Below are 21747 nucleotides of genomic sequence, written 5' to 3'. Positions count from 1 at the left end.
TGCTAATAGCTTAATTATTGGTGATCAGGGTTGATGGCGTCACCTGATACAAATGAGGCAGTTGCTCAAAGTCAAATGATATAGGTTGTAACTGTTGAGAGCTACTGTATTGTTGCCAATGTTGAGTAAAAGTTAAACCAGTACATGGATGTGGCAAGGAGCCTACCAATTCAGCTAAAGGCCAGAGTACAAAAGCATTATGTAAAATCTCATCGCGTGGCAGTTGCACTGGCTCTCGACTTATCAGGTCATCAAACAACAGCATATCAATATCTAAGGTTCGTGGACTGTATTTAGGTGCTGCCGCGCTGTGGCCAAACTGCTGTTCAATCTCTTTGCAGATTTGATTTACCTCAGCTACTGATAACTGGGTCTGAACTTCTGCAACTAAGTTAAAAAAAGGCTGCCCCACAAAACCCACTGCAGCACTTTCAAATACTCGTGAGATTCGCATCGGCGTCGTTGCTGATGCAAAATGTTGATACAGCGCCAGCACCCCAGCCTGAATATGCTGATGCCGTTGCTTGTTACTACCTATACCTAATAAAACTCTACTCACGAAGCCTTCCGAGTGATCTCTACGGCAGTTTGGCGAGCAGCTTTAACCGCTTGAGGCTTGCCTACTTTTACTGTCACTTGCGGCACCTTGAAATGCGTTAAAATAAGCTCAGCCACCTCTTCTGCAACGGTTTCAATCAGAGCTCTGGGGCGCTGCTGAATGAGCGCAGTAACAGCTTTACTCAAGCTGTCGTAATCAAGTGCATCGGCCAAATCTTCAGAGCGTGCGGCCTTGGCATTATCCCATGCCATAGTTAAATCTAAGACCAACGGCTGGGTGCTTTCATGCTCCCAATCGTACACTCCTATGTAGGCATCAACCACCAACCCTTCTACGAATACTTTATCCATGATTTGTCATACCAGTAACTGATAGAAATTTAAGCGTAAAGCGCTTATGCTATGGGCTTTGCATAGTAACGGAAAGCGGACCGGAAAAAAATCACCATGGGTGCATTAATTGTACTGGCGATATTATCAGCTTACTTATTCGGCTCTATCAGTAGTGCCGTCTTGGTATGTCGCGTGTTCGGCTTACCAGACCCTCGCACTGCCGGCTCCCATAATCCCGGCGCTACTAATGTTTATCGAATCGGGGGCAAATTACCCGCAGTATTAACACTGTGGTTTGATGTGCTCAAAGGCATGATCCCGGTCTGGGGTTCTTATTTTCTCGGCATTGAGCCCTTTTTTCTGGGGCTTATTGCAGTAGCCGCTTGCTTGGGCCATATCTTTCCGTTGTACTTTCACTTTCGCGGGGGTAAAGCCGTAGCTACCGCTCTTGGTGCGATGTTTCCCGTTGCTTGGGAAATGGCTCTCTTGCTGATTGCCACCTGGATTTTGGTGTTTCGAATTAGCCGGGTATCATCTGTGGCGGCACTCGTCACCGTGAGCCTAGCGCCGTTCTTTGCTTATTTTATCAAGCCACAATACACAGTACCGGTCATTATGATTTCGCTGTTGATACTATGGCGGCATCAATCCAATATTATGCGTATTAGAAGTGGCGAAGAGCGTCGCATTAGGCGGCCACAACAGCCACCTGATGACAACGCTGAGGTCAACAACGACCGATCTTAATTAGCGAGTGATGGCCGTAAGTTGCTCTAATGGCCAGCGTGGAAAGGTCTTGATGGCAATATCTGCGTGCTCGCCAGCCATCAGGCGCTGTGCCCCGGCAAAAGCTATCATGGCACCATTGTCAGTACAGAATTCACCGCGCGGAAAATAGACTTTGCCACCAATGCGCTGCGCAAATTGCTGCAGTTGCTCACGTAAATGTTGGTTTGCGCTAACCCCGCCAGCAACCACTAAACGCTTAAGCTGGGTTTGTTCTAACGCCCGCCGACATTTGATCAATAGAGTGTCAACCACTGCATCTTGAAAGGCTCGAGCAATATCTGCTAAGGCTTGCTCGGAGCCATCGGACGCCGCGATAGTATTGGCAGCGAAGGTTTTCAAACCACTGAATGAAAAATCTAACCCAGGTCGATCTGTCATCGGCCGCGGAAATTGATACTGCTGTGGTCGGCCTTGGGTTGCCAGTTTTGCTAATCGTGGCCCGCCGGGATAGTCCAAGCCCATCAATTTGGCTGTTTTGTCAAAAGCTTCACCCGCCGCATCATCAATGGATTCACCTAATAGCTGGTAGTCACCAATACCATTAACCCGAACTAATTGGGTGTGTCCGCCCGATACTAATAAAGCAACAAATGGGAACTCAGGTACATCTTCTTCTAACATAGGAGCCAGTAAATGGCCTTCCATGTGATGTACCGCTACCGCTGGTACCTGCCAACCATAGGCCAAACTGCGACCAATACAAGAACCTACTAATAATGCACCCACGAGTCCGGGTCCGGCGGTATAAGCAACCCCATCGATATCAGCTGCGGTTAAATTTGCTTGTGCCAATGCGGCTTGAACAAGTGGTAGGGTTTTTCTTACATGGTCACGCGAAGCTAGTTCTGGTACCACGCCACCGTAATCAGCATGCAACTTTACTTGCGAGTAGAGTTGATGAGCCAGCAGACCTTGTTCAGTGTCGTATATGGCGATTCCGGTTTCGTCACATGAGGTTTCAATACCTAGCACGCGCATCTAATCTTATCCTTTTTAACTACAAACCAAAGGCGCCTAGTTTAGCCTAAAGCCTAACTGATGTCAGTCTAGATCAACGGTAACACCCTTCAATGAACTGTCATCATCACCGTGATTTTCACCACTGAGTTTGATCCGCAAGCGTAAGTCATTTGGTGCATCTGCATGACGCATCGCATTATCGTATGTAATACGGCCCGCCTTGTAGAGATCATAAAGAGCTTGGTCAAAAGTTTGCATGCCTAATTCACGCGAACGCGCCATGATTTCCTTTAACTCGCCCATGTCACCGGTGGCTATCTTCTCCGCAATGATCGGACTATTGAGTAGAATTTCAATGGCTGCAGTACGCCCCCCATCGGTAGTGGGAACTAACTGTTGCGCCACAATACCACGTAGGTTCAGCGATAAATCAAACATGAGCTTGTGAATCTTCTCTTTCGGCACCAGTTGCATGATCCGCTCAATCGCTTGGTTGGCATTGTTAGCGTGCAACGTAGCCACACACAAATGACCTGTTTCAGCAAAGGTTAAAGCGTATTCCATAGTCTCTTGAGAACGTATCTCCCCGACTAGAATCACATCGGGAGCTTGCCGTAACGAGCTTTTTAATGCTGCCTCAAAGGATTCTGTATCCTGCCCCACCTCACGCTGTGTGACCATGCATTGAGCGTGGTCATGCACAAATTCGACGGGGTCTTCAATGGTCAGAATATGCCCCTTTGAATGCTGGTTGCGGTAGCCAATCAAAGCCGCCAAACTGGTTGACTTGCCGGTACCTGTGCCCCCTACCACTAGCAACAAACCGCGCTTACTCATAATGAGTTGGGTTAGAATACTAGGAAGTTTAAGCTGCTCTACTGTAGGTATCTCGGTAACAATACGGCGTACTACCATGCCGGCTTTTTGGCGTTGCCAGAATGCACTCACCCGAAACCTGCCAATGCCTTCGCGGAAAATCGCGAAATTGGCTTCTTTATGGGTAATAAATTGCTCTAAATGATCCTCCCCAAGAGCTTCTTTGACGATGGCTAAGGCCGCATTATCACTCAACTTCTGTTCTGCTAACGACTGCAGCTCACCATTAATTTTGGCACTAGGAGCTAACCCCGCCGAAATAAACAAATCTGAACTTTGTCGTTCCACCATGAGTTTTAAGAGCTTATCCAACACCGACATTAGAAGGCATCCTTGTGATTCGCTTTAGCTTTAGCGTCAGCACGGGTTACAGTGCCTTGGTTGAGTAAGTTTTGCAGCGACTGGTCAAGCGTTTGCATGCCATGGGCAGCACCCGTTTGAATGGACGAATACATCTGTGCAATTTTATCTTCGCGAATTAAGTTCTTGATGGCAGATGTCGCAATCATGATCTCATGAGCGGCAACTCGCCCCCCCCCCACCTTTTTCAGCAAGGTTTGCGAAATCACGGCGCGCAGTGATTCAGATAACATGGAGCGAATCATAGGTTTCTCATCGCCCGGAAACACATCGACAATCCGGTCAATGGTTTTTGGGGCCGAGGTTGTGTGCAAGGTACCAAACACTAAGTGTCCAGTTTCAGCTGCTGTCATGGCTAACCGAATGGTTTCTAAATCACGCATCTCACCCACTAAAATCACATCAGGGTCTTCACGCAGGGCCGAGCGTAATGCGTTGTTAAAACTGTGGGTGTCGCGATGCACTTCACGTTGGTTAACCAAGCTACGTTTGTTCTTATGAACAAACTCGATGGGATCTTCGATGGTCAAAATGTGATGAAATTTATTTTCATTAATGTAATCCACCATAGCCGCCAGCGTCGTAGACTTACCTGAACCGGTGGGCCCAGTCACTAACACGAGTCCACGAGGGTTATCGGAGATCGTTTTAAAGATCTCTGGAGCACCCAGTTGTTCCAGTGTGAGAACCTCGCTAGGAATAGTACGAAAGACGGCGCCAGCACCACGGTTTTGTACAAATGCGTTAACCCGAAAGCGCGCCAGACTCGGTACCTCAAACGAGAAATCACATTCTAGATTCTGTTCGTACTCTTTACGCTGGCGGTCGTTCATAATGTCATACACCAGCTCTTGCACTTGCTTGTGCGATAAGGCCGGGATATTTATTTTACGAACGTCACCATCTACCCGTATCATAGGAGGTGACTCTGCTGACAAATGTAAGTCTGACGATTTATGTTTAACAGCAAAGCTGAGTAACTCAGTGATATCCATTGAACGGCCTCTTTATAGTGAGTGTTAGCAAGTGATAAATAACATAGCTGAACGGATAAAAGAAGTCCGCAACCAAATAAAGCAAGCAACTCAAGCTGCCCAGCGCCAGCCGCATAGCGTACAACTGCTGGCCGTTAGCAAAACTAAGCCAGCCGCTGATGTTGCTGCTGCCCATGCCGCCGGCCAAGTAGACTTTGGTGAAAACTATGTGCAAGAAGGCGTACAGAAGATTACGCAGTTGCAGCATTTACCGCTTACGTGGCATTTTATCGGCCCCATTCAATCGAATAAAACCAAAGACATTGCTGAACATTTTGCTTGGGTACATAGCCTTGATCGCGAAAAAATAGCACGTCGTTTAAGCCAACAGCGTCCAGCGCATCTCCCGCCGTTACAAGTGTTGATTCAGATAAATATTGACGACGAATCCAGTAAAGCGGGTATCGCACCGGCGCAACTAGAACAAATGGCTCAGCTGATTGCTAGTTTGCCGCAGTTGCAGCTGCGCGGTTTGATGACGATTCCCCAAGCCGATGCTAGTGCTGACCAACAAGCCCATAGCTTTGCCGCCATGCAGCGGTTGTTTTTACAGTTACAGACCCAATATGATCAGATAGATACACTATCCATGGGGATGAGTAATGATCTTGCGGCTGCTATCGCTCATGGCTCAACCATGGTGCGTATTGGCACCGCTATTTTTGGTGCCAGAACCAACTCAATCAAATAATCAAGGAGACACAGATGACAACCACGCCACGCAAAATCGCCTTTATTGGGGCCGGTAATATGACCCAAAGCATCGTTGGCGGGATGGTCCGAAGTGGGTATTCCAACGAGCTTATTTACGTTAGCAACCCAAGCGCTGGTAAGCTGCAGCTGTTACAAGACAAACTCAAGGTTCATACCAGTCAAGATAACATCCAGGTTGCTACGCAAGCCGATGTTATTGTGCTTGCGGTAAAACCGCAGTTGATGGCGCAAGTCTGCCAACAGCTGCGTGAGCAAGTACCTAACCTTAGCGACAAACTGATTGTTACTATCGCCGCCGGTATTCGTATTGAAAAATATCGACAGTATTTAGGTGACTCGATTCGTATGATTCGCGTCATGCCTAATACACCTTCACTCGTAGGGCAAGGCATGTCGGGCTTGGTCGCTGACGACCGCGTTGATCAAACCGACCAAGACTTTATCACTGCAGCCTTTAATGGCGTAGGTGCAACTTTATGGGTTGCCGATGAAGATCAACTAGACATTCTAGGTGCTGTAGCTGGCAGTGGTCCTGCATACTTCTTTGAATTTATGGCAAGCTTACAGAAAGCAGCAGCAGCATTAGGTTTTGATGCTGACAAAGCACGAGCGATGGTGCAACAAACGGCACTAGGAGCAGCTGAAATGGCCATTGCTAGCGAGCTTTCGTTGGAAGATTTACGCAAGCAAGTGACCAGTAAGGGCGGCTCTACAGCAAAAGGTATCGAGGTTTATCAAGCCGCTGAGATTGACAAGATTTCAGCGCAAGCAGTCAAAGCAGCAGTGCAACGTAACCAAGAAATGGCTAAACTGTTTTAATCGGACCCTAAAGCCGCAGCTCGATGACGTTGCGGCTCACCAATACAAGGTAAACTGAGAGTATGAATGCCGTAACCTTTTTAGTTGATTTTGTTTTCGACTTATTTTTGATGGTGGTGATTCTTCGCGTATGGATGCAAGCGGTAAGAGCCGATTTTTACAATCCGCTGAGCCAGTTTGTGGTCAAAGTGAGTAATCCGCTGGTATTACCCTTGCGCTCAGTATTACCGACTATAGGTTGGTGGGACTTAGCCGCTGTGGTCTTGGCGTTACTGGTGGCCGTAGCCAAGATTTATCTAGTACAAATACTGATTAATGCGCCTTTACCTATGGTGGTCACAGCATTAATCAGGAGTTTGTTCTTAGTGGTGTTTCAATTTCTGTCGATCTTATTCTGGGTCACGCTGATCCGTGCCTTAATGAGCTGGTTTAGCCAAGGTTATCATCCAATGACAGCCATGCTCGCGCAGTTAACTGAGCCTTTTTTAGCGCCGATTCGACGTATCATCCCACCTATTGGCGGGCTTGATTTATCGGTTTTAGTGCTCATCGTAGGTATTCAATTTGTTCGCATTTTGCTGGGTAACATGCTGATTTAAGCTTATTACTAGCTGTACAAAAATCATCGAGAGGTTTGCATTATGAATTACCATCGTACCAGCCGTGGTTTGAGCTCTTGTACCTGGGTGCGTTTGCTGAGCATTGCCGTGTTGGGGCTACTGGCCCTGTTAAGCGCAACAGCCCAAGCTGAGCAAAGTAAACGACTGGGGCCGTGGGAAGTTCACTATAATGCCTTTAACTCCACCTTACTGCGCCCCGAAATGGCTAAAGAGTACAATTTACAACGCAGTAAGTACCTAGGCACCGTGAATATTGCAGTTTTAGCTGCTGATATTGCAGGTAAGCCGGCTCAACAAGTTGCTATTAGTGGTTATGTGATGAACCCGTTGAGCATGCAGCAAACTCTTGAATTTCAAGAGGTCATAGAGGGTGATGCTGTCTATTATCTAACTCAAGTTGAGTTCACACATCTAGAAACACTGCGCTTTTATATTACTATTAAGCAGGGTAACCAACAGCAAGAGCTACGTTTTAGCAAAGAGTTTTGGGCTAATTAACTCAAGTTAGCCAAGTAGCTTCACCCCTACTTGGCTGATCTCACCATGTTCATTTAACTCGCGCACCGTTAATTGCACTTGGCCAATCTTCAGGTCGTCACCTACCACCACACGACGGTGGAATTTCCGGTCAAAATAATCATTTAATGTGAGCGCAGCCAAATCGTCAGAGAGCTCTCCCAACGGATAAAAGCTAGCTACCTCAGCCAAACTAAGACTGCCACGTAAACTAAAGTCACCAAAGAATTCACTGGTTTGAATTTCTTTCGGTTTACCGCCGGCAGCTAACACTTTACTAATTTCATCAATGTGCTGAACTTTTGCCATCACTATCACCGTATCGCCTTCTTCAAAGCGAGGCTGATCAACACTTTGAATCCACTCCCCTTGCCGAACCAAACCGACGAATTCTGCCGGAGCATGAATGGTTAAATCAGACCAGTAATGATCACATGCAGGTGAACGTTCACTTACACTGTAAGCTAGAACTTCTAGAGGGTCCTTACTACCTATGCGGTCTAACGGCATGCGCTGGTCAGGCTCAGCAACAGCCGGTACCTCTAACCCCAACCAACGCGCCAAAGGCGCCAACGACCAACCCTGCACTATCAATGACACCATCACCACCATAAACGCGATATCGAAGAACAGTTCTTGGTCTGGCACTCCAGACAACCATGGATACAATGCCAAGATGATAGGTACGGCACCGCGCAATCCAACCCAACTCATGAACACTTGCTCACGCCAAGGGAAGACGAAGGGTAGTAAACTAATCACCACTGCAATGGGGCGCGCAATAAATATCATTAACGCTGCAACAGATAGCGAAAGTGGCCAATATTCGATTAAATGCGAAGGCGTCACTAACATGCCTAGAATTAAGAACATCATAATCTGGCTCAGCCAAGCTAAGCCGTCTTGAACTTGCAAAATATGAACCAACTGCGGCAACCGTGAATTACCAATTTGGTAACCCATGAGGTAAACCGCCAAGTAACCACTGCCTTGTAAACCACTGGTAATCGCAAACACTACCACCGCCGAGGCTGCGGCAAATAATGGGAAAAACGTGAACTGAACGGAGATTTTCCGCGACATCCAAATAAAGGTGCGTCCACCTAACCAACCGGCCGCAAAACCAATCACTAATTGTTTGACCACATCAAAGCTCATCGCTAGCCAAGAGAACTCCGCGGCAGTTGCAATCATAGTGGTGAGGGTCATGGTTAAAATAATCGCCATCGGGTCGTTAGTACCCGACTCTATCTCTAGCGTGGAAGCTACCCGTTGCTTAATTCGTAGGTTTTGCGATTGGAAGATACCAAACACGGCAGCGGCATCTGTTGAACTTAGAATAGCGCCTATTAATAAGGCTGTTGGCCATGGTAAATCAAATAACCACACCACCCCAGCCGCAGTAATAGCACAAGTTAGGGCAACGCCAACAGTGGCTAAGCTGATAGCCGGCCATAAGGCTACTCGAAAGCGTTCCTTGTGGGTACGCATACCACCATCAAAAAGAATAATAACCAATGCCAATGAGCCAATAAAGAATGCTAGAGCCGGATTATCAAACTCGATACCTAACACGCCCTCTTCGCCAGCAAGCATGCCAACCACGAGAAAGGTTAATAATAATGGAGCGCCCAACCGATTAGATACCACTGCGGCTAAAATACTGACCAGCAATAGTGACCCCATTAATAACATCAATCCGGTGATTTCAATCAATTAGCATTCCTCTTTATGGCTGACTCGTATGGCTCTATAATACCAAGCAAATTAACATATGGGTAAAGTATGATGCGAGAAATTGTTTTAGCTACGGGTAACCCTGGCAAAGTTAAAGAACTGCAAGAGTTATTAGCGCCGTTAGCATGGCAGGTTCGTCCGCAATCAGAATGGCAACTTAGTGATGCCGAAGAAACTGGGCTAACCTTTGTCGAAAACGCCATCATAAAAGCACGTCACGCAGCTTTACATACGGGATTACCTGCTCTCGCTGATGACTCTGGCCTAGCTGTTGATGCCCTACACGGAGCTCCTGGTATTTATTCTGCCAGATACGCAGCTGACCTCCATGGTGGCAAAGCATCCGACCAACAGAATATCGAGAAATTATTACAGCAATTAGCTGAGGTTCCTGCGGCCCAGCGTACGGCGAGCTTTCACTGTGTCTTAGTTTATCTAACGCATGCTGAGGACCCTACTCCTATCATTTGCCATGGCATTTGGCATGGTCATATTTTATCGGCTGCAACAGGCAGTGGAGGCTTCGGCTATGACCCAATCTTTGGGGTTGATGAATTACAGTGCTCAGCAGCACAATTAAGTAAAACCGAAAAGCAGGCCCGAAGTCATCGCGGCCAAGCATTACGTCAGTTGCTACAGCAATTAAGTTTGGCGAGCCAATGAGCCTGATGCAACTGCCACCACTGAGTTTGTATGTGCATGTGCCTTGGTGTATACAAAAATGCCCTTACTGCGACTTTAACTCCCATGGTTTAAAGCAAGAGATCCCTGAACAGGCCTACATTGCACGTTTATTAGATGATTTGCGAGCAGACTTAGACTGGGTTCAACAGCGGTCACTGCAAAGCATTTTTATTGGTGGCGGAACACCAAGCTTGCTCTCGGCTGCAGCTATTAAGCAATTACTGGACGGCATTGCTAAGCTTATCCCGCTAGCACCTGATTGTGAAGTCACTCTAGAGGCCAACCCTGGCACCTTTGAGACAGAGCGATTCGCCGGTTTTGCGGATGCTGGGGTAAACCGCCTATCTATCGGTGTTCAAAGTTTGCAAGCTGAACAATTAACCGCCCTAGGAAGGGTTCATAATCCACAGCAAGCTATAGTAGCTGCTAAGCATGCTGCTAGTTTGCCGCTACGCAGTTTTAATCTAGATTTAATGCATGGACTACCCGGCCAATCAACCGCCGCAGCCATGGCCGACTTAGACCAAGTTATTGCACTGCAACCACCGCACATCTCATGGTACCAATTAACCATAGAACCAAATACGGTCTTTGCCAGCAGGCCGCCCCAGTTACCTGATGACGATACTCTCTGGGAAATTCAGGAGTTAGGGCATCAACGTTTATTAGCAGCTGGCTATCTGCAGTACGAAGTGAGTGCCTATGCGAAACCGGGTCATCAAAGCCGACATAATCGTAACTACTGGACCTTTGGTGACTACTTGGGTATTGGCTGCGGTGCGCATAGTAAGATTTCACTACCAGAGCAAAATCAGCTGCTTCGATGCGAAAAAATCAAACATCCGCAGGGCTATTTGGATTTAACCAAGCCGCTACGCTATAAAGAATGGCAGGTATCGGACGAAGACCGTCCGTTTGAATTTTTCATGAATTATCTGCGTTTATTCGAAGCAGTCCCTAAACAATTATTCTGCGAGCGCACAGGATTAGCTTTGACTGCAGCTGAAGCCGTGCTTGCGCCGGCATTAGCTAAGCCGGCAGAGCAAGCACTGTTAACTGACCTAGGTGATAGCTGGGAAGCTACAGCGCTTGGTCGGCGTTACTTAAATTCCTTACTAGATCAGTTAGTTTAACCTATCCGGCTAAACTTCAAATCCCAAACGCCATGACCTAGTCGCTCGCCTCGTTGCTCAAACTTGGTAAGGGGGCGTTCGCTAGGACGCGGAATGTATCCTTGGTCTTCCGCTAGGTTACGCCAATTAGCAGCGCCAGACATGACTTCTAGCATATGCTCGGCGTAGTTTTCCCAATCCGTGGCTAAGTGCAAAACACCACCCAGCGCTAATTTAGGTCGTAAGGCTTCAACAAAAGCAGGCTGAATAAGACGCCGTTTATGATGACGCTTTTTATGCCAAGGGTCGGGAAAAAAAACTTGAACCGTGTCTAATGCACCATCGGCAATACAATCTCGTAGAACTTCAACCGCATCGTGTTCGTAAACACGTAAATTAGTGAGGCCTGCAGTTTCGGCTTCCATCAAGCAAGCGCCCACGCCAGGACGATGCACTTCGATTCCGATAAAGTTCTTTTCTGGTGCAGCTGCAGCCATAGCCACTAATGATTTACCCATACCAAAGCCGATTTCTAAGACTGTAGGTGCTTCGCGGCCAAACACTTGGGTTAAATCTAAGAGACCCTGCTGATGAGTTAGCCCCATGGTTGGCCAGCTTCGCTCTAACGCAGCAGCTTGCCCTCTGGTTAAGCGCCCTTCGCGCTTAACAAAGCTACGCACAGTGCGAATGTATTTACCATCTGCTTGGGCTTGTTCCAAATTACTATCGCTCATGCTGCCTCTTTATCAAATATCTGTTACTACGAACACGTAAAAACCAAAGGTACTCATTAAGCTGCTTTTTTGCAGCGCTCAATTATGCAAAAAGGCGCCTCAAACGCAAGGTTTGAGACGCCTTTTTTAAGAACACTCTAACTTATTCAGTTACAGGAACTTTCTTACTCACTTTCATGTGCGCTTCGATACGACGGTTTTTGATGCGATTCTCGCGAGTGTCGTTCGGGTAGCGTGGCTTGCTTTCGCCGTAACCGACAGTGGTTACACGTTCAGCAGCAATACCGTAATCGTTAATCAAGGCATCACCAACAGCTTTAGCGCGACGCTCTGATAACTGCTGGTTGAACGTAGCAGGACCAGAACTATCAGTATAGCCTTCAACGGTGATATCCAACTGTGGATACTGTTTCAAGAAATCAGCTGCTGCTTTAATATCAGCTTTCTGATCTGCTGCAATTGTTGCTGAGTTGATGGCGAAGTTCACGATCAAGTCACGCTTAACCACCTCGTTCTCATACTTCACGCAACCATCAGCATCAACCACATAACCCGCTTGGGTGTTAGGACACTTATCTAAGTTGTCATTCACACCATCGTTGTCAGAATCAGCAACAACAACTGGCGCAACCGGTGCTGCTTGAGCTGGTTCGCTAGCAGCAGTTGAAGACGTGCTGCTGTAACCTGAGTTACCGCCGAAGTACCAACGCAAGCTAGTTAAGAACATAAATTCGGTTAAATCGCCGTCGCTTTGCTGCAAGGCACCTTCAACGGTTAATGCTAGGTCGTCCGTAAGGTATTCACGATAACCGGCCGATAACCGTAAGAATTGGTTGCTAACGTTGCCAAGCTCGGTCGCGTTGATACCAGCGGCACCGTAGAATTTCTCGGTAAAGTTATAAACCACATCAATACCTAGCACGTTACCGCTAGAATCGAATGAATCTGTTGTTTCTAAGTCACCACGCAAATAATCGTAGTAAACTCGATAACCCCACTCAGGAGTGAACTGGAAACCAGCTTCTAAACCGCCGAAGACAGCGTCAAAACCACCACCGAAGGTGTGTAGTTGGTTGCGTTCTAGCGCAACGCGGTCTGAGTCAGTCCCAAACATACCAATGCGTGGACCAACATAAAAACGTCCTGTCTCATTACTCGCTTGAGCAAACACAGGTGCTGACAATAGTGCTGATGCAACAGCTACTGATAGTAATGTTAACCGTTTCATGAGATGCTCCTTGTATATTTCTCATAGGGTCAAACTAACCAATGACGCTAAGTATACACTAAATTAGAAAAAACTTCCTACACTGCCAGTCCTTTACGGTATATTTGCAGATGTTTTTAGCGAATATACAGACACGATCAATGAATAAAGCTAGTAAAAGCCTTTCCACTACGGCATTACCCCCGTCAGAGTTCAATCAAACAGTGATTCGCTGGCAATCTGAACACGGCCGTAATGAACTCCCGTGGCAGCTTGAACAAGACCCCTACCATGTACTGGTCAGCGAGTTCATGCTACAGCAAACCCAAGTCGCAACCGTGATCCCTTATTTTACGCGATGGCTTCATCATTTCCCAACGCTCGCTACATTAGCTAGTGCCAGTGAGGATGAAGTCTTGACGCAATGGCAAGGCTTAGGTTTTTATCGCCGAGCTCGTAACTTACATAAGGCAGCACAGTATTTACAGGATACTTATCAAGGGCAAATACCGGCTCAGCCACAGCTGCTTCAAGAAGTACCTGGGATCGGACCCTACACTGCCGGCGCCATTACTGCCTTTGCTTTTAACCAACCTGCGGCGCTGGTGGATGGCAACGTTAAGCGGGTATTCTGTCGCTATTTTGGAATCGAACAAGTACCTACCTCAACTGCAGCTGATAAACTCATCTGGCAATTAGCAGAAAGCTATTATCCCGAGCAGGACAACCGCAGTTATGCACAAGGCCTATTAGATCTTGGTGCAACAATTTGTACACCGCGTAAGCCAAACTGTATCAGCTGCCCTTTGCGAGCGAGCTGTTATGCTTATCAACAGCAACGCGTAGATGATTTGCCAACTAAACCGCCACGTAAAACCACGCCGACCAAACCCGGACATTTTATTTGGATAAGCAATGCCAAGGGTATCTTCCTGACTCAGCGTAGTGGTGATGTCATCTGGCCTCGCTTATGGAGTTTCCCAGAAGTAACTGAGCCGCCTCCGAACGCCGCACTGCACGGCCACTTTAAGCATACTTTTTCTCACTACAAATTAGCAGCCCAGGTTTGGCAGTTAGCTCACCCGAATCAACTGGCTGAAACCCTATCCACTGGACTTGAACTGATCAGCTGGCAGCAACTAAAGAATATTGCGCTACCTACGCCGATCAAACGCTATCTAGACAAACATCAACAGAACCCTGCATAGGGTTTGCGTATTGGTGGCAGGGCACGTAAAATTTAGACCACTTAAAATCAAGCGAGGTAATGTATGAGCCGTACTGTTTACTGTGAATATTTAAAGCAAGAAGCTGAAGGCCTCGATTTTCAGCTATATCCGGGCGAGCTTGGTGAGAAGATTTTCAACAGCATTTCAAAGCAAGCGTGGGCTGAGTGGCAAAAAAAGCAAACCATGCTTATTAACGAAAAACGTCTTAATCTGATGGATCCAAAGGCTAGAGAGTTTCTCGAGACACAAATGCAAGCTTTCTTATTTGAAGGCAAAGAAGTTGATATTGAAGGCTACACTCCTCCTAGCAAATAACTCCTACGACAAGCCCCTCCACTAGGGGCTTTTCTTTTCCTGCTTTTTACAATCTCTGATGCCCACCTTAGCTTCTTTTAGCTGACGCAGCCTTCTTAATTCCGGGCATATCGCTCATTTATTAGCTAAACCTAGAGAAACCTCATCAAATCTGTTAGACTACATACGAATTTTTCAAAGAGGGAGTAACTATGAAGATGCCTTCCTGGCAACGCGCTGTACTAAAAGTAGGCAGTGCGTTGATAGCCCCAGACGATACAGGAACGAGCAGTAAATATTTGTTAGCTATTGCGCGCTTTATTATTGAGTGCCGTGAACGCGGCCAAGAAATTGTTTTAGTTTCTTCAGGTAGCGCAGCAGCTGGTCGTAAACACATTAGTTACGATGGCGACAGCATTCCCGTAACTATTAAAAAAGCGATGGCGGCCGTTGGTCAAAGTGACATGATGGCAAACTGGTCTCGCTTTTTTGACTTTCCTTGTGCACAAGTCTTAATGACTCATGGTGACCTACGCGACCGTGCCAGATACGTTAGTGTACGAAATACTTTAAAAACATTGTTAGAACACGATGTATTACCTGTAGTCAATGAGAACGATGCGCTTGCCACCGATGAAATGAAAGTGGGTGATAACGATAATCTAGCCGCCATGGTTGCAACTCTCGTTGATGCTGATGCCCTCTTTATCTGTTCAGACATTGACGGCTTATTTGATGCCGATCCACGGGTAAAGCCAGACGCTAAAAAAATCGATGTCGTGAACGAGATCACTGAAGAGATCTTCGCTCTCGCAGGAGGCACGACCAATAAAATTGCCACCGGCGGCATGCGCACTAAAATTGAGGCGGCGGAAAAAGCAACCTCACATGGCATTGATACCTATATTGTGAATGGCCGTAAAGGCGCTACCTTTGAGCACATGCTTCGGGGTGACAATCCCGGCACGCTATTCAAGCGCCAGCAAGACCCTATGAGCAATAAAAAGCATTGGTTACGCCATACTCTGATTGCTCAAGGAGAATTGGTAGTTGATGAAGCAACGGCCAACGCTTTAACTGATGGTGCAGCCCTAACCACGATGGGCATTATCGATATTCAAGGTGATTTTAATCGCGGTGACGCGGTAGTTATCCGTAATGGCGGTAACGCTGAAGCTGTTGCTAAAGGCATTTGTCAGTACAGCTCGCACGAACTACTGCATTTAAAAGGGCAAGAGATTAGCGATATCGCTGAAACCTATGGTTACAGCCCAATCACTGAAGTTATCGAAGCGAACGATTTAATGATTTTGGAGGACGCATGAGTACCCCACTAGCAGAACAAATTTCACAACGTGCGGCAGTTGCTGCACGAGCTATCGCTACTTTGAGCGAAGCCGATAAAAACACCGTATTACAACGCATGGCAGATGCTATTCGAGCCAATCAAGCAACTATTTTAGAAGTAAATGAGCGAGACATGAGTGCGGGCCGCGATAAAGGTCTATCTGACGCTATGTTAGACCGATTACAGCTGGACCCCGAACGTCTTGAAGGCATTGCCGCTGCTATCGAAGAAATTATTGCATTGCCAGATCCGGTAGGTGAGCGCCTGCCCTTTACCACCCGGCCCAATGGTATGGTGGTAGAGAAAATGCGTATTCCGCTTGGGGTAATCTGCATGATTTATGAAGCACGCCCTAATGTGACCGCAGATGCCGGCGCTTTGTGCTTCAAGTCAGGCAATGCGGTGATCTTGCGTTGTGGTCGCGAAGCTATCGAAACCAGCAAAGCCATCGCTGCTGCCTTACATCAGGCCTTGCGTGAGAGCAACTTACCCGAAGATGTGATTACCGTGGTGCCAACCCCCGATCGCGATTTGCTGTTAGAACTGTTACAGCAGGATCAAAACATCGATTTAGTTATTCCACGTGGTGGCGAAGGGCTGATTCATTTTGTGAGTGACAACAGCAAGATTCCAGTCATTCAGCATTACAAAGGAGTTTGTCATCTTTACGTCGATAAAGATGCGGATCTAGACAAGGCCCTAGCACTATTACTTAACGGCAAAACACAACGCACCGGCGTGTGTAATGCCTTAGAAGGCTTACTCGTTCACCAAGCGGTAGCCGCTAAGTTCTTACCTATGGCAGCCGCAGCTTTAGCTGAAAAACAAGTGGTGATTCACAGCGATCAAGCCTCTGCAAATTATTTTGCTGATGCCGATGTGATTGCTGATGATGCCTTTGGACAAGAATATTTGGCACTAGAGCTAGCCGTGCGTACGGTGCCTGATTTTGCTGCCGCTATTGAGCACATACAGCAATTTGGCAGTGGTCACACTGAAGTGATTGTGACTGAGAACCAAGACACTGCTGAACAGTTTATCCGCACAGTCGATTCGGCCGTAACCATGCATAATACTTCATCTCGTTTCAGTGATGGTGGTCAGCTTGGTTTAGGCGCAGAAATTGGTATTTCAACCAGTAAATTGCACGCTTATGGTCCTATGGGCCTGCAATCGCTTACGACCGAGAAATTTGTCGTGACCGGCACCGGTCAAATTCGCGAATAAATGAGCACCAGCTTAGACTATGTGAACAAAAAACCGGCCTATTGTGGCCGGTTTTTTTATGCTGGCTGCTTAGCCTAAGCGCTCGTTTCAGTCACCGCTGGATCTTCCTGATCCTGCTGGTATCCAGCTAGCAACAATGGCCAGTCACGAGCTTGTTGCCAATGAAAAACTGAACCTGCCTCTTCTGCTTTTTTTACCTCCTTGTTGAAGGAGCGTAACAAGCGTTCCAAATTAGCTTGCTGCCATTCACCTGGTTGACGAAATTCACACTTGTCAAAGTCGACAATCCAAGCTTTACCGGCATTATCGAGCATCAGGTTATGACAATTTAGATCCGAATGATAAACCTGCTGTTGGTGCAACTGCTTTATTGCTGCCCCCAACCGATACCATTCTGGTGCTGTCAATGAAGCTTGCTGTAAGCGTTGAAAAACATCTTTGGCGCCAGGAATTATTGCCACTAGAATATCAGCACGGTAGCCCCATCCAGGCGCCCGTTCAAATTTTGCTGCGAGCGGTTGTGGCACCGGTAAACCAAGTTCGCGTAATTTTAGTAACAGCGAGAATTCTGCCATCGCACGACTGGTTTCGATTGGCTCCCGTTTAAAACGATCTTTATTTAGCTTGCCGACCAAGCCACCACGATAATAGTGTCGCAGCAGCATCCCCTGCTCACCATGCTCTATAAACCAAGCAGTAGCTCGACCAGTGGCTGAACCCTTCACCTTGTTTTGCTGTGCCCAGTAATCTGCGCTAAAAAATTCGGCGTTAAAATCAGGTAGCGCCTGCGCATCGTACCAATACTCAAGGCCAGGTTTGGGAGATAGACGTTGCATCATTGTTAGGGTCCTTACTAAGCTTGTGGAGGGCGGCAGATGAGCCTCAACATCAGTCAACATCACTGCTGTCGCGCCTTGATCACGAGCAAATTCAGCACTCGCTGCTGCTACCATCTGCTCACGTAATTGGGGTTGAGCTATAAGTTGTTGCCAAGCTTGCGCTAAAGCCTCGGCATGTGTCACCAGCTTGACTGCGCCTACGGCTTCTAGCCGGCCAAAAATTTCAGCAAAGTTAAATACATGCGGACCAGACACCACTGCAGTCGAGGTGGCCACGGGCTCCAGCGGATTATGACCACCACGTTCTATCAAACTTCCACCGACGAAAGCCACATCAGCAACTTGATACCATAACAGGAGCTCGCCCATAGTATCACCCACTAACACTTGATGTTGAGCGGTGACTTGTTGCTGACTACTACGGGTAACCACCTTGAATTGACGCTGCGCTAACTGAGTTACTGTTTGAAACCGTTCCGGATGCCGTGGCACCAATATCAGCAAGCAATCGGGTTGTTGCGTCAATAATTGGGCAAAAGCGTCTAAAATTTGCTCATCTTCACCCTCATGGGTACTCGCAGCTACTACTACAGGTCGCTGCAACTGTGTTCCCCATTGCTGCGCTTGCTGCTGCAGCGCCTCACTTATTTGGAAATCAAATTTTAAATTTCCACGAACAGCCACCTTATCGGCGGGCATTCCCAGATGGATAAAACGTTGCTGCGAAGGCTCTGTTTGCGCTGCTATCCAACTAATATGCTGCCAAATAGGACCAATCAGCCAAGCATACTTTTGATAGGATTTTGCCGAACGCTCAGATAAGCGAGCATTGACTACTAAGACAGGTATTTGCTGATGGTCAGCGGTTCGGAGTAAATTAGGCCACAACTCAGTTTCTAAAATAATCACGAGACGTGGTACTAGCTTATTAAAAAAACGCCGCATCGCACCAGCCGTATCAAGCGGTAGATAGGCGTGAAAGACCCGCTCCCCAAAGAGTTGCTGCGCCAGCGATCGCGCGGTTGGAGTCATCGATGTTAAGGTAACGGGGAGTTGTGGATACTGCTGCAAGATACGTTCGATAAAGCCGCGCGCTGCAATGGTTTCACCGACTGATACACAGTGAATTAGGATGCCGTCGCGAGCTTGCATGGGGAAAGATTGTAACGCTAAACGTTGGCGCCAATGCTGACGATACGCAGGCGCTTTGCGCCCACGTAGCCATAAATAAATAAAGACGAACGGTACTGCAATACAAATCAGTACCCGATACCACAGCGTCATTGCTATTAACGCCAGTACTCTTTAATCCATGAGGTTGGCAGAACTTTACGGTACCACTTACCACTACGTCCTGCGATAGCATCATCTGGATGCGGCCGACCATGGAAAATAATAACCTTCGCACCTTCAGGAATACGCGGCTCTTGAAAAAAGCTTAACGGGAATGGACGCAAACAATGACGTTTGAAACTACGGCACCAGGTTGCTGGCCAATACTTTAGCTTGCCCTGACGCGCCACAAACTGAGTAATAAACTCTTGCTCATTACGGACATCTTTGCGCGAACCAATTGGGTCATTCTTTAAATGCTCTAGAGCATCAACATGAGCGCCGATATTAAAACGAAATACTGAGGTGTTGCCGGTTGCATCGGATTTATCCCATTCTTTAATCACCAAGAAGTCACCTTCCGGTTCAAAGAACTCATCCAGACTACCTACAATCACAATATCAAGATCCAAGAACAACGTAGGACCTTCTAAATCATAAAGAGGCTGCGCAAAACAAGTCAGCTTTAACCAACCGTGTCCAAAAGTCCATGGCTTACGCTGATCAAAATCCTCAAAGCCTACAGCTGGAATAGGCTTCACTTCTACTTCTTCGCGAATACCTTCGTTGTCATCGGTCAAACAAACAAATCGAAACGGCAGGCTAATATTACGGCTAACCATAGAATAAAGTGTGTTGACATAATCAGAGCCGTATTTGGTGCCCCATTTAATACAAATAATGTTTACCGGTTGCATAAGAATGTTATCCAATCAATAGAATGACTATGGTGACCATAATGCCAAATTTTGGGTGATCTGACTACGTTAAATATCGTAATGAGTGCAATGATAGCCAACTTAACCTATGTTTTACCTATGAGCACCTCAAATTTTAATTTACCGCCGCAACTCACCGACTGGCATCCTTATAAAAACAGCCAGATAACTGACCTTTGTCTCATTTTAGGTGACCAGTTAAATGCCAAGCATAGTTGGTTTCAGCAAGTGCAGTCGCAGCGATTGTTCGTTTTTATGGAATTGGCTCAAGAAGCTAATTATGTGACCCACCACCAGCAAAAAATCTTAGCTTTTTTTGCTGCTATGCGCAGCTTTGCCATGGCCCTGCACCAAGCGGATCATCAGGTCCTTTATCTTAGCCTAGATGCTGCTGTTAATAGTGGCAATCTTACCGCCAACTTAGACCAATTAATCACACAGTTAGGTATAACTACAGTTCATCTGCAACAACCCGACGAGTACCGTCTAGACCAACAATTACAGCAATGGGCCACCGTTCAGCCCAGCGTATCGGTTACATGGTGCGATACCGAGCATTTTATCTGTGCTCGAGACGTGCTGCAGCAGTGGTTTGGTGATAAACCTAGTTATCTGATGGAAGCCTTTTATCGTCGCTTGCGCAAACAGACCGGCTATTTAGTAGATGAACACCAGCAGCCTTTTGGCGGGCAATGGAATTATGACAAAAGTAACCGCAACAAATTACCAGCTAAACATAAGGTTCCCGCGCCCTTATTGTTCGCCAATGACACCAGCGAGCTCGCTGATATGTTGCAACGCATGGGGATTAAGACCATGGGGAGCGCCCAACCTGACAAGCTACTCTGGCCGGTAAACCGACAGCAATCATTGCAGTTACTTGATTACTTCCTTGAATATTTACTACCTAACTTTGGGCTCTATCAAGATGCTATGACGGAATCCTCTTGGGCCGTCTATCACGCCCGTTTATCTTTTTCTCTTAATACCAAAATGTTGTCACCTAAATTGGTGATTGAGCGCGCCATTGATTATTGGCAACAGCATCAAGAGCGTATTAGTCTGGCTCAAATTGAAGGCTTTGTGCGGCAAATCCTTGGTTGGCGAGAGTTTGTCCGTGCCATTTATTGGCAGTTTATGCCGAACTACAAAGCGTTAAACTATTTTAAGCATCACCGCCCACTACCCGACTACTTTTGGACCGGCGATACAAAAATGCGATGTTTACAGCACAGCCTATCGCAATCCCTAGACTATGCCTACGCGCATCACATTCAACGGTTGATGGTGATTGGTAATTTTTCGTTGTTAACTGAGCTTGACCCCGATGCCGTAGACCAGTGGTATTTGGGGGTCTATATTGACGCTATCGAATGGGTTGAACTACCTAATACTCGGGGGATGAGCCAATTTGCAGATGGTGGCATTGTGGCAAGCAAACCTTATGTAGCCAGCGGTAATTACGTGAATAAAATGTCCAGCTACTGTAGCAACTGTCATTATCAAGTTAAGTTAAAATCTGGCGAAAACTCCTGTCCACTGAACAGCTTGTACTGGCATTTCATTGAACAAAAACAAGAGCTTTTTGCGAACAATCCGCGCATGAGTCTCGTTATCAAACAATGGCAACAGCGCAGTCCTAGCGAGCGCAATGACATCTTAGCAACAGCACAACGCTACCTCGAGCAACTAAATTCACTATAGGA

General features: G+C 47.0%; 22 protein-coding genes. 12 read left to right on the top strand and 10 right to left on the bottom strand.

Annotated features, from left to right (window positions below; translation table 11 throughout):
- Window positions 1–10 precede the first annotated feature (10 nt).
- Both folK and folB read right to left on the bottom strand, forming a co-directional pair.
- Window positions 11–559 carry a 2-amino-4-hydroxy-6-hydroxymethyldihydropteridine diphosphokinase gene (folK, locus tag KGF88_RS01895; RefSeq protein ID WP_162014593.1) on the bottom strand — a complete coding sequence of 183 codons (549 nt, stop codon included), beginning with the start codon at window positions 557–559 and terminating at the stop codon, window positions 11–13.
- Window positions 556–909, bottom strand: a complete 354-nt coding sequence (folB, locus tag KGF88_RS01890) for a dihydroneopterin aldolase (RefSeq protein WP_110076391.1) — start codon at window positions 907–909, stop codon at window positions 556–558. The genes folK and folB overlap by 4 nt, the downstream gene beginning before the upstream one ends.
- 96 nt (window positions 910–1005) lie before the next feature.
- On the opposite strand from folB, the gene plsY reads away from it, so the two are divergent.
- A complete protein-coding gene (plsY, locus tag KGF88_RS01885; RefSeq protein ID WP_110076392.1) occupies window positions 1006–1638 on the top strand; it encodes a glycerol-3-phosphate 1-O-acyltransferase PlsY in 633 nt (210 codons plus the stop codon).
- Here the strand turns inward: plsY and tsaD are convergent, their stop codons facing one another.
- From tsaD to KGF88_RS01870, 3 genes are all read right to left on the bottom strand, one after another.
- Complete coding sequence (gene tsaD, locus KGF88_RS01880; RefSeq protein ID WP_153827207.1) at window positions 1639–2658, bottom strand: tRNA (adenosine(37)-N6)-threonylcarbamoyltransferase complex transferase subunit TsaD; 1020 nt, start codon at window positions 2656–2658, stop codon at window positions 1639–1641. It lies immediately after the preceding gene.
- Between the two features lie 63 nt (window positions 2659–2721).
- A complete protein-coding gene (locus KGF88_RS01875) occupies window positions 2722–3837 on the bottom strand; it encodes a PilT/PilU family type 4a pilus ATPase (protein WP_110076394.1) in 1116 nt (371 codons plus the stop codon).
- Entirely contained in the window at window positions 3837–4871 is a 1035-nt protein-coding gene (locus KGF88_RS01870) for a type IV pilus twitching motility protein PilT (protein WP_153827206.1), read from the bottom strand. The genes KGF88_RS01875 and KGF88_RS01870 overlap by 1 nt, the downstream gene beginning before the upstream one ends.
- A gap of 34 nt (window positions 4872–4905) precedes the next feature.
- Between KGF88_RS01870 and KGF88_RS01865 the strand changes: the two genes are divergently transcribed.
- From KGF88_RS01865 to KGF88_RS01850, 4 genes are all read left to right on the top strand, one after another.
- Window positions 4906–5601, top strand: coding sequence for a YggS family pyridoxal phosphate-dependent enzyme (locus KGF88_RS01865; RefSeq protein WP_162014596.1), 696 nt, complete (start codon window positions 4906–4908; stop codon window positions 5599–5601).
- Between the two features lie 14 nt (window positions 5602–5615).
- Window positions 5616–6443 (top strand): pyrroline-5-carboxylate reductase, encoded by an 828-nt coding sequence (gene proC, locus KGF88_RS01860; protein ID WP_153827205.1) that lies wholly within the window; start codon window positions 5616–5618, stop codon window positions 6441–6443.
- A gap of 62 nt (window positions 6444–6505) precedes the next feature.
- Window positions 6506–7042, top strand: coding sequence for a YggT family protein (locus tag KGF88_RS01855; protein WP_153827204.1), 537 nt, complete (start codon window positions 6506–6508; stop codon window positions 7040–7042).
- A gap of 42 nt (window positions 7043–7084) precedes the next feature.
- Window positions 7085–7561, top strand: coding sequence for a DUF4426 domain-containing protein (locus KGF88_RS01850; RefSeq protein ID WP_153827203.1), 477 nt, complete (start codon window positions 7085–7087; stop codon window positions 7559–7561).
- A gap of 6 nt (window positions 7562–7567) precedes the next feature.
- On the opposite strand, the gene KGF88_RS01845 is transcribed toward KGF88_RS01850, so the two are convergent.
- A complete protein-coding gene (locus KGF88_RS01845; protein WP_267463283.1) occupies window positions 7568–9295 on the bottom strand; it encodes a potassium/proton antiporter in 1728 nt (575 codons plus the stop codon).
- Window positions 9296–9364: 69 nt separating this feature from the next.
- Here KGF88_RS01845 and rdgB point away from each other — a divergent pair, with 69 nt between their 5' ends.
- Both rdgB and hemW read left to right on the top strand, forming a co-directional pair.
- Entirely contained in the window at window positions 9365–9979 is a 615-nt protein-coding gene (gene rdgB / locus KGF88_RS01840; RefSeq protein ID WP_228759575.1) for an RdgB/HAM1 family non-canonical purine NTP pyrophosphatase, read from the top strand.
- 5 nt (window positions 9980–9984) lie between these two features.
- Complete coding sequence (hemW, locus tag KGF88_RS01835) at window positions 9985–11133, top strand: radical SAM family heme chaperone HemW (protein ID WP_202912519.1); 1149 nt, start codon at window positions 9985–9987, stop codon at window positions 11131–11133.
- Here hemW and trmB read toward each other — a convergent pair.
- Together trmB and KGF88_RS01825 are read right to left on the bottom strand one after the other, a co-directional pair.
- A complete protein-coding gene (gene trmB / locus KGF88_RS01830) occupies window positions 11130–11846 on the bottom strand; it encodes a tRNA (guanosine(46)-N7)-methyltransferase TrmB (RefSeq protein ID WP_153827201.1) in 717 nt (238 codons plus the stop codon). The two genes, hemW and trmB, sit on opposite strands and share 4 nt — an antisense overlap.
- Before the next feature lie 142 nt (window positions 11847–11988).
- The gene (locus KGF88_RS01825) at window positions 11989–13074 is read right to left on the bottom strand and encodes an OmpA family protein (RefSeq protein ID WP_153827200.1); all 1086 of its coding nucleotides are present in this window, start codon (window positions 13072–13074) and stop codon (window positions 11989–11991) included.
- A gap of 140 nt (window positions 13075–13214) precedes the next feature.
- On the opposite strand from KGF88_RS01825, the gene mutY reads away from it, so the two are divergent.
- The 4 genes from mutY to KGF88_RS01805 all read left to right on the top strand — a co-directional run bounded on the left by mutY (window position 13215) and on the right by KGF88_RS01805 (window position 17151).
- Window positions 13215–14261 (top strand): A/G-specific adenine glycosylase, encoded by a 1047-nt coding sequence (gene mutY / locus KGF88_RS01820; RefSeq protein WP_153827199.1) that lies wholly within the window; start codon window positions 13215–13217, stop codon window positions 14259–14261.
- Window positions 14262–14324: 63 nt separating this feature from the next.
- Window positions 14325–14597 (top strand): oxidative damage protection protein, encoded by a 273-nt coding sequence (locus KGF88_RS01815; RefSeq protein WP_153827198.1) that lies wholly within the window; start codon window positions 14325–14327, stop codon window positions 14595–14597.
- A 191-nt stretch (window positions 14598–14788) separates the two neighbouring features.
- Window positions 14789–15901 (top strand): glutamate 5-kinase, encoded by a 1113-nt coding sequence (proB, locus tag KGF88_RS01810; protein ID WP_153827197.1) that lies wholly within the window; start codon window positions 14789–14791, stop codon window positions 15899–15901.
- Entirely contained in the window at window positions 15898–17151 is a 1254-nt protein-coding gene (locus tag KGF88_RS01805; protein ID WP_153827196.1) for a glutamate-5-semialdehyde dehydrogenase, read from the top strand. Before proB ends, KGF88_RS01805 begins: the two co-directional genes overlap by 4 nt.
- A gap of 74 nt (window positions 17152–17225) precedes the next feature.
- Here KGF88_RS01805 and waaA read toward each other — a convergent pair whose 3' ends face one another.
- Together waaA and KGF88_RS01795 are read right to left on the bottom strand one after the other, a co-directional pair.
- Window positions 17226–19274, bottom strand: a complete 2049-nt coding sequence (waaA, locus tag KGF88_RS01800; protein ID WP_153827195.1) for a lipid IV(A) 3-deoxy-D-manno-octulosonic acid transferase — start codon at window positions 19272–19274, stop codon at window positions 17226–17228.
- Between the two features lie 5 nt (window positions 19275–19279).
- Window positions 19280–20020: a glycosyltransferase gene (locus tag KGF88_RS01795; RefSeq protein WP_110076407.1), complete on the bottom strand. Its 741-nt coding sequence runs from the start codon at window positions 20018–20020 to the stop codon at window positions 19280–19282.
- A gap of 120 nt (window positions 20021–20140) precedes the next feature.
- Here KGF88_RS01795 and KGF88_RS01790 point away from each other — a divergent pair, with 120 nt between their 5' ends.
- On the top strand, window positions 20141–21745 hold the full coding sequence (locus tag KGF88_RS01790) for a cryptochrome/photolyase family protein (protein WP_153827194.1): 1605 nt from the start codon (window positions 20141–20143) through the stop codon (window positions 21743–21745).
- Window positions 21746–21747: the final 2 nt, after the last annotated feature.

This window comes from Idiomarina loihiensis (genome assembly GCF_024584785.1).
GTDB lineage: Bacteria > Pseudomonadota > Gammaproteobacteria > Enterobacterales > Alteromonadaceae > Pseudidiomarina > Pseudidiomarina fusca.
The sequence above is the reverse complement of the archived record's forward strand: the minus strand, read 5'-3'. Positions and strand labels throughout refer to the sequence as shown.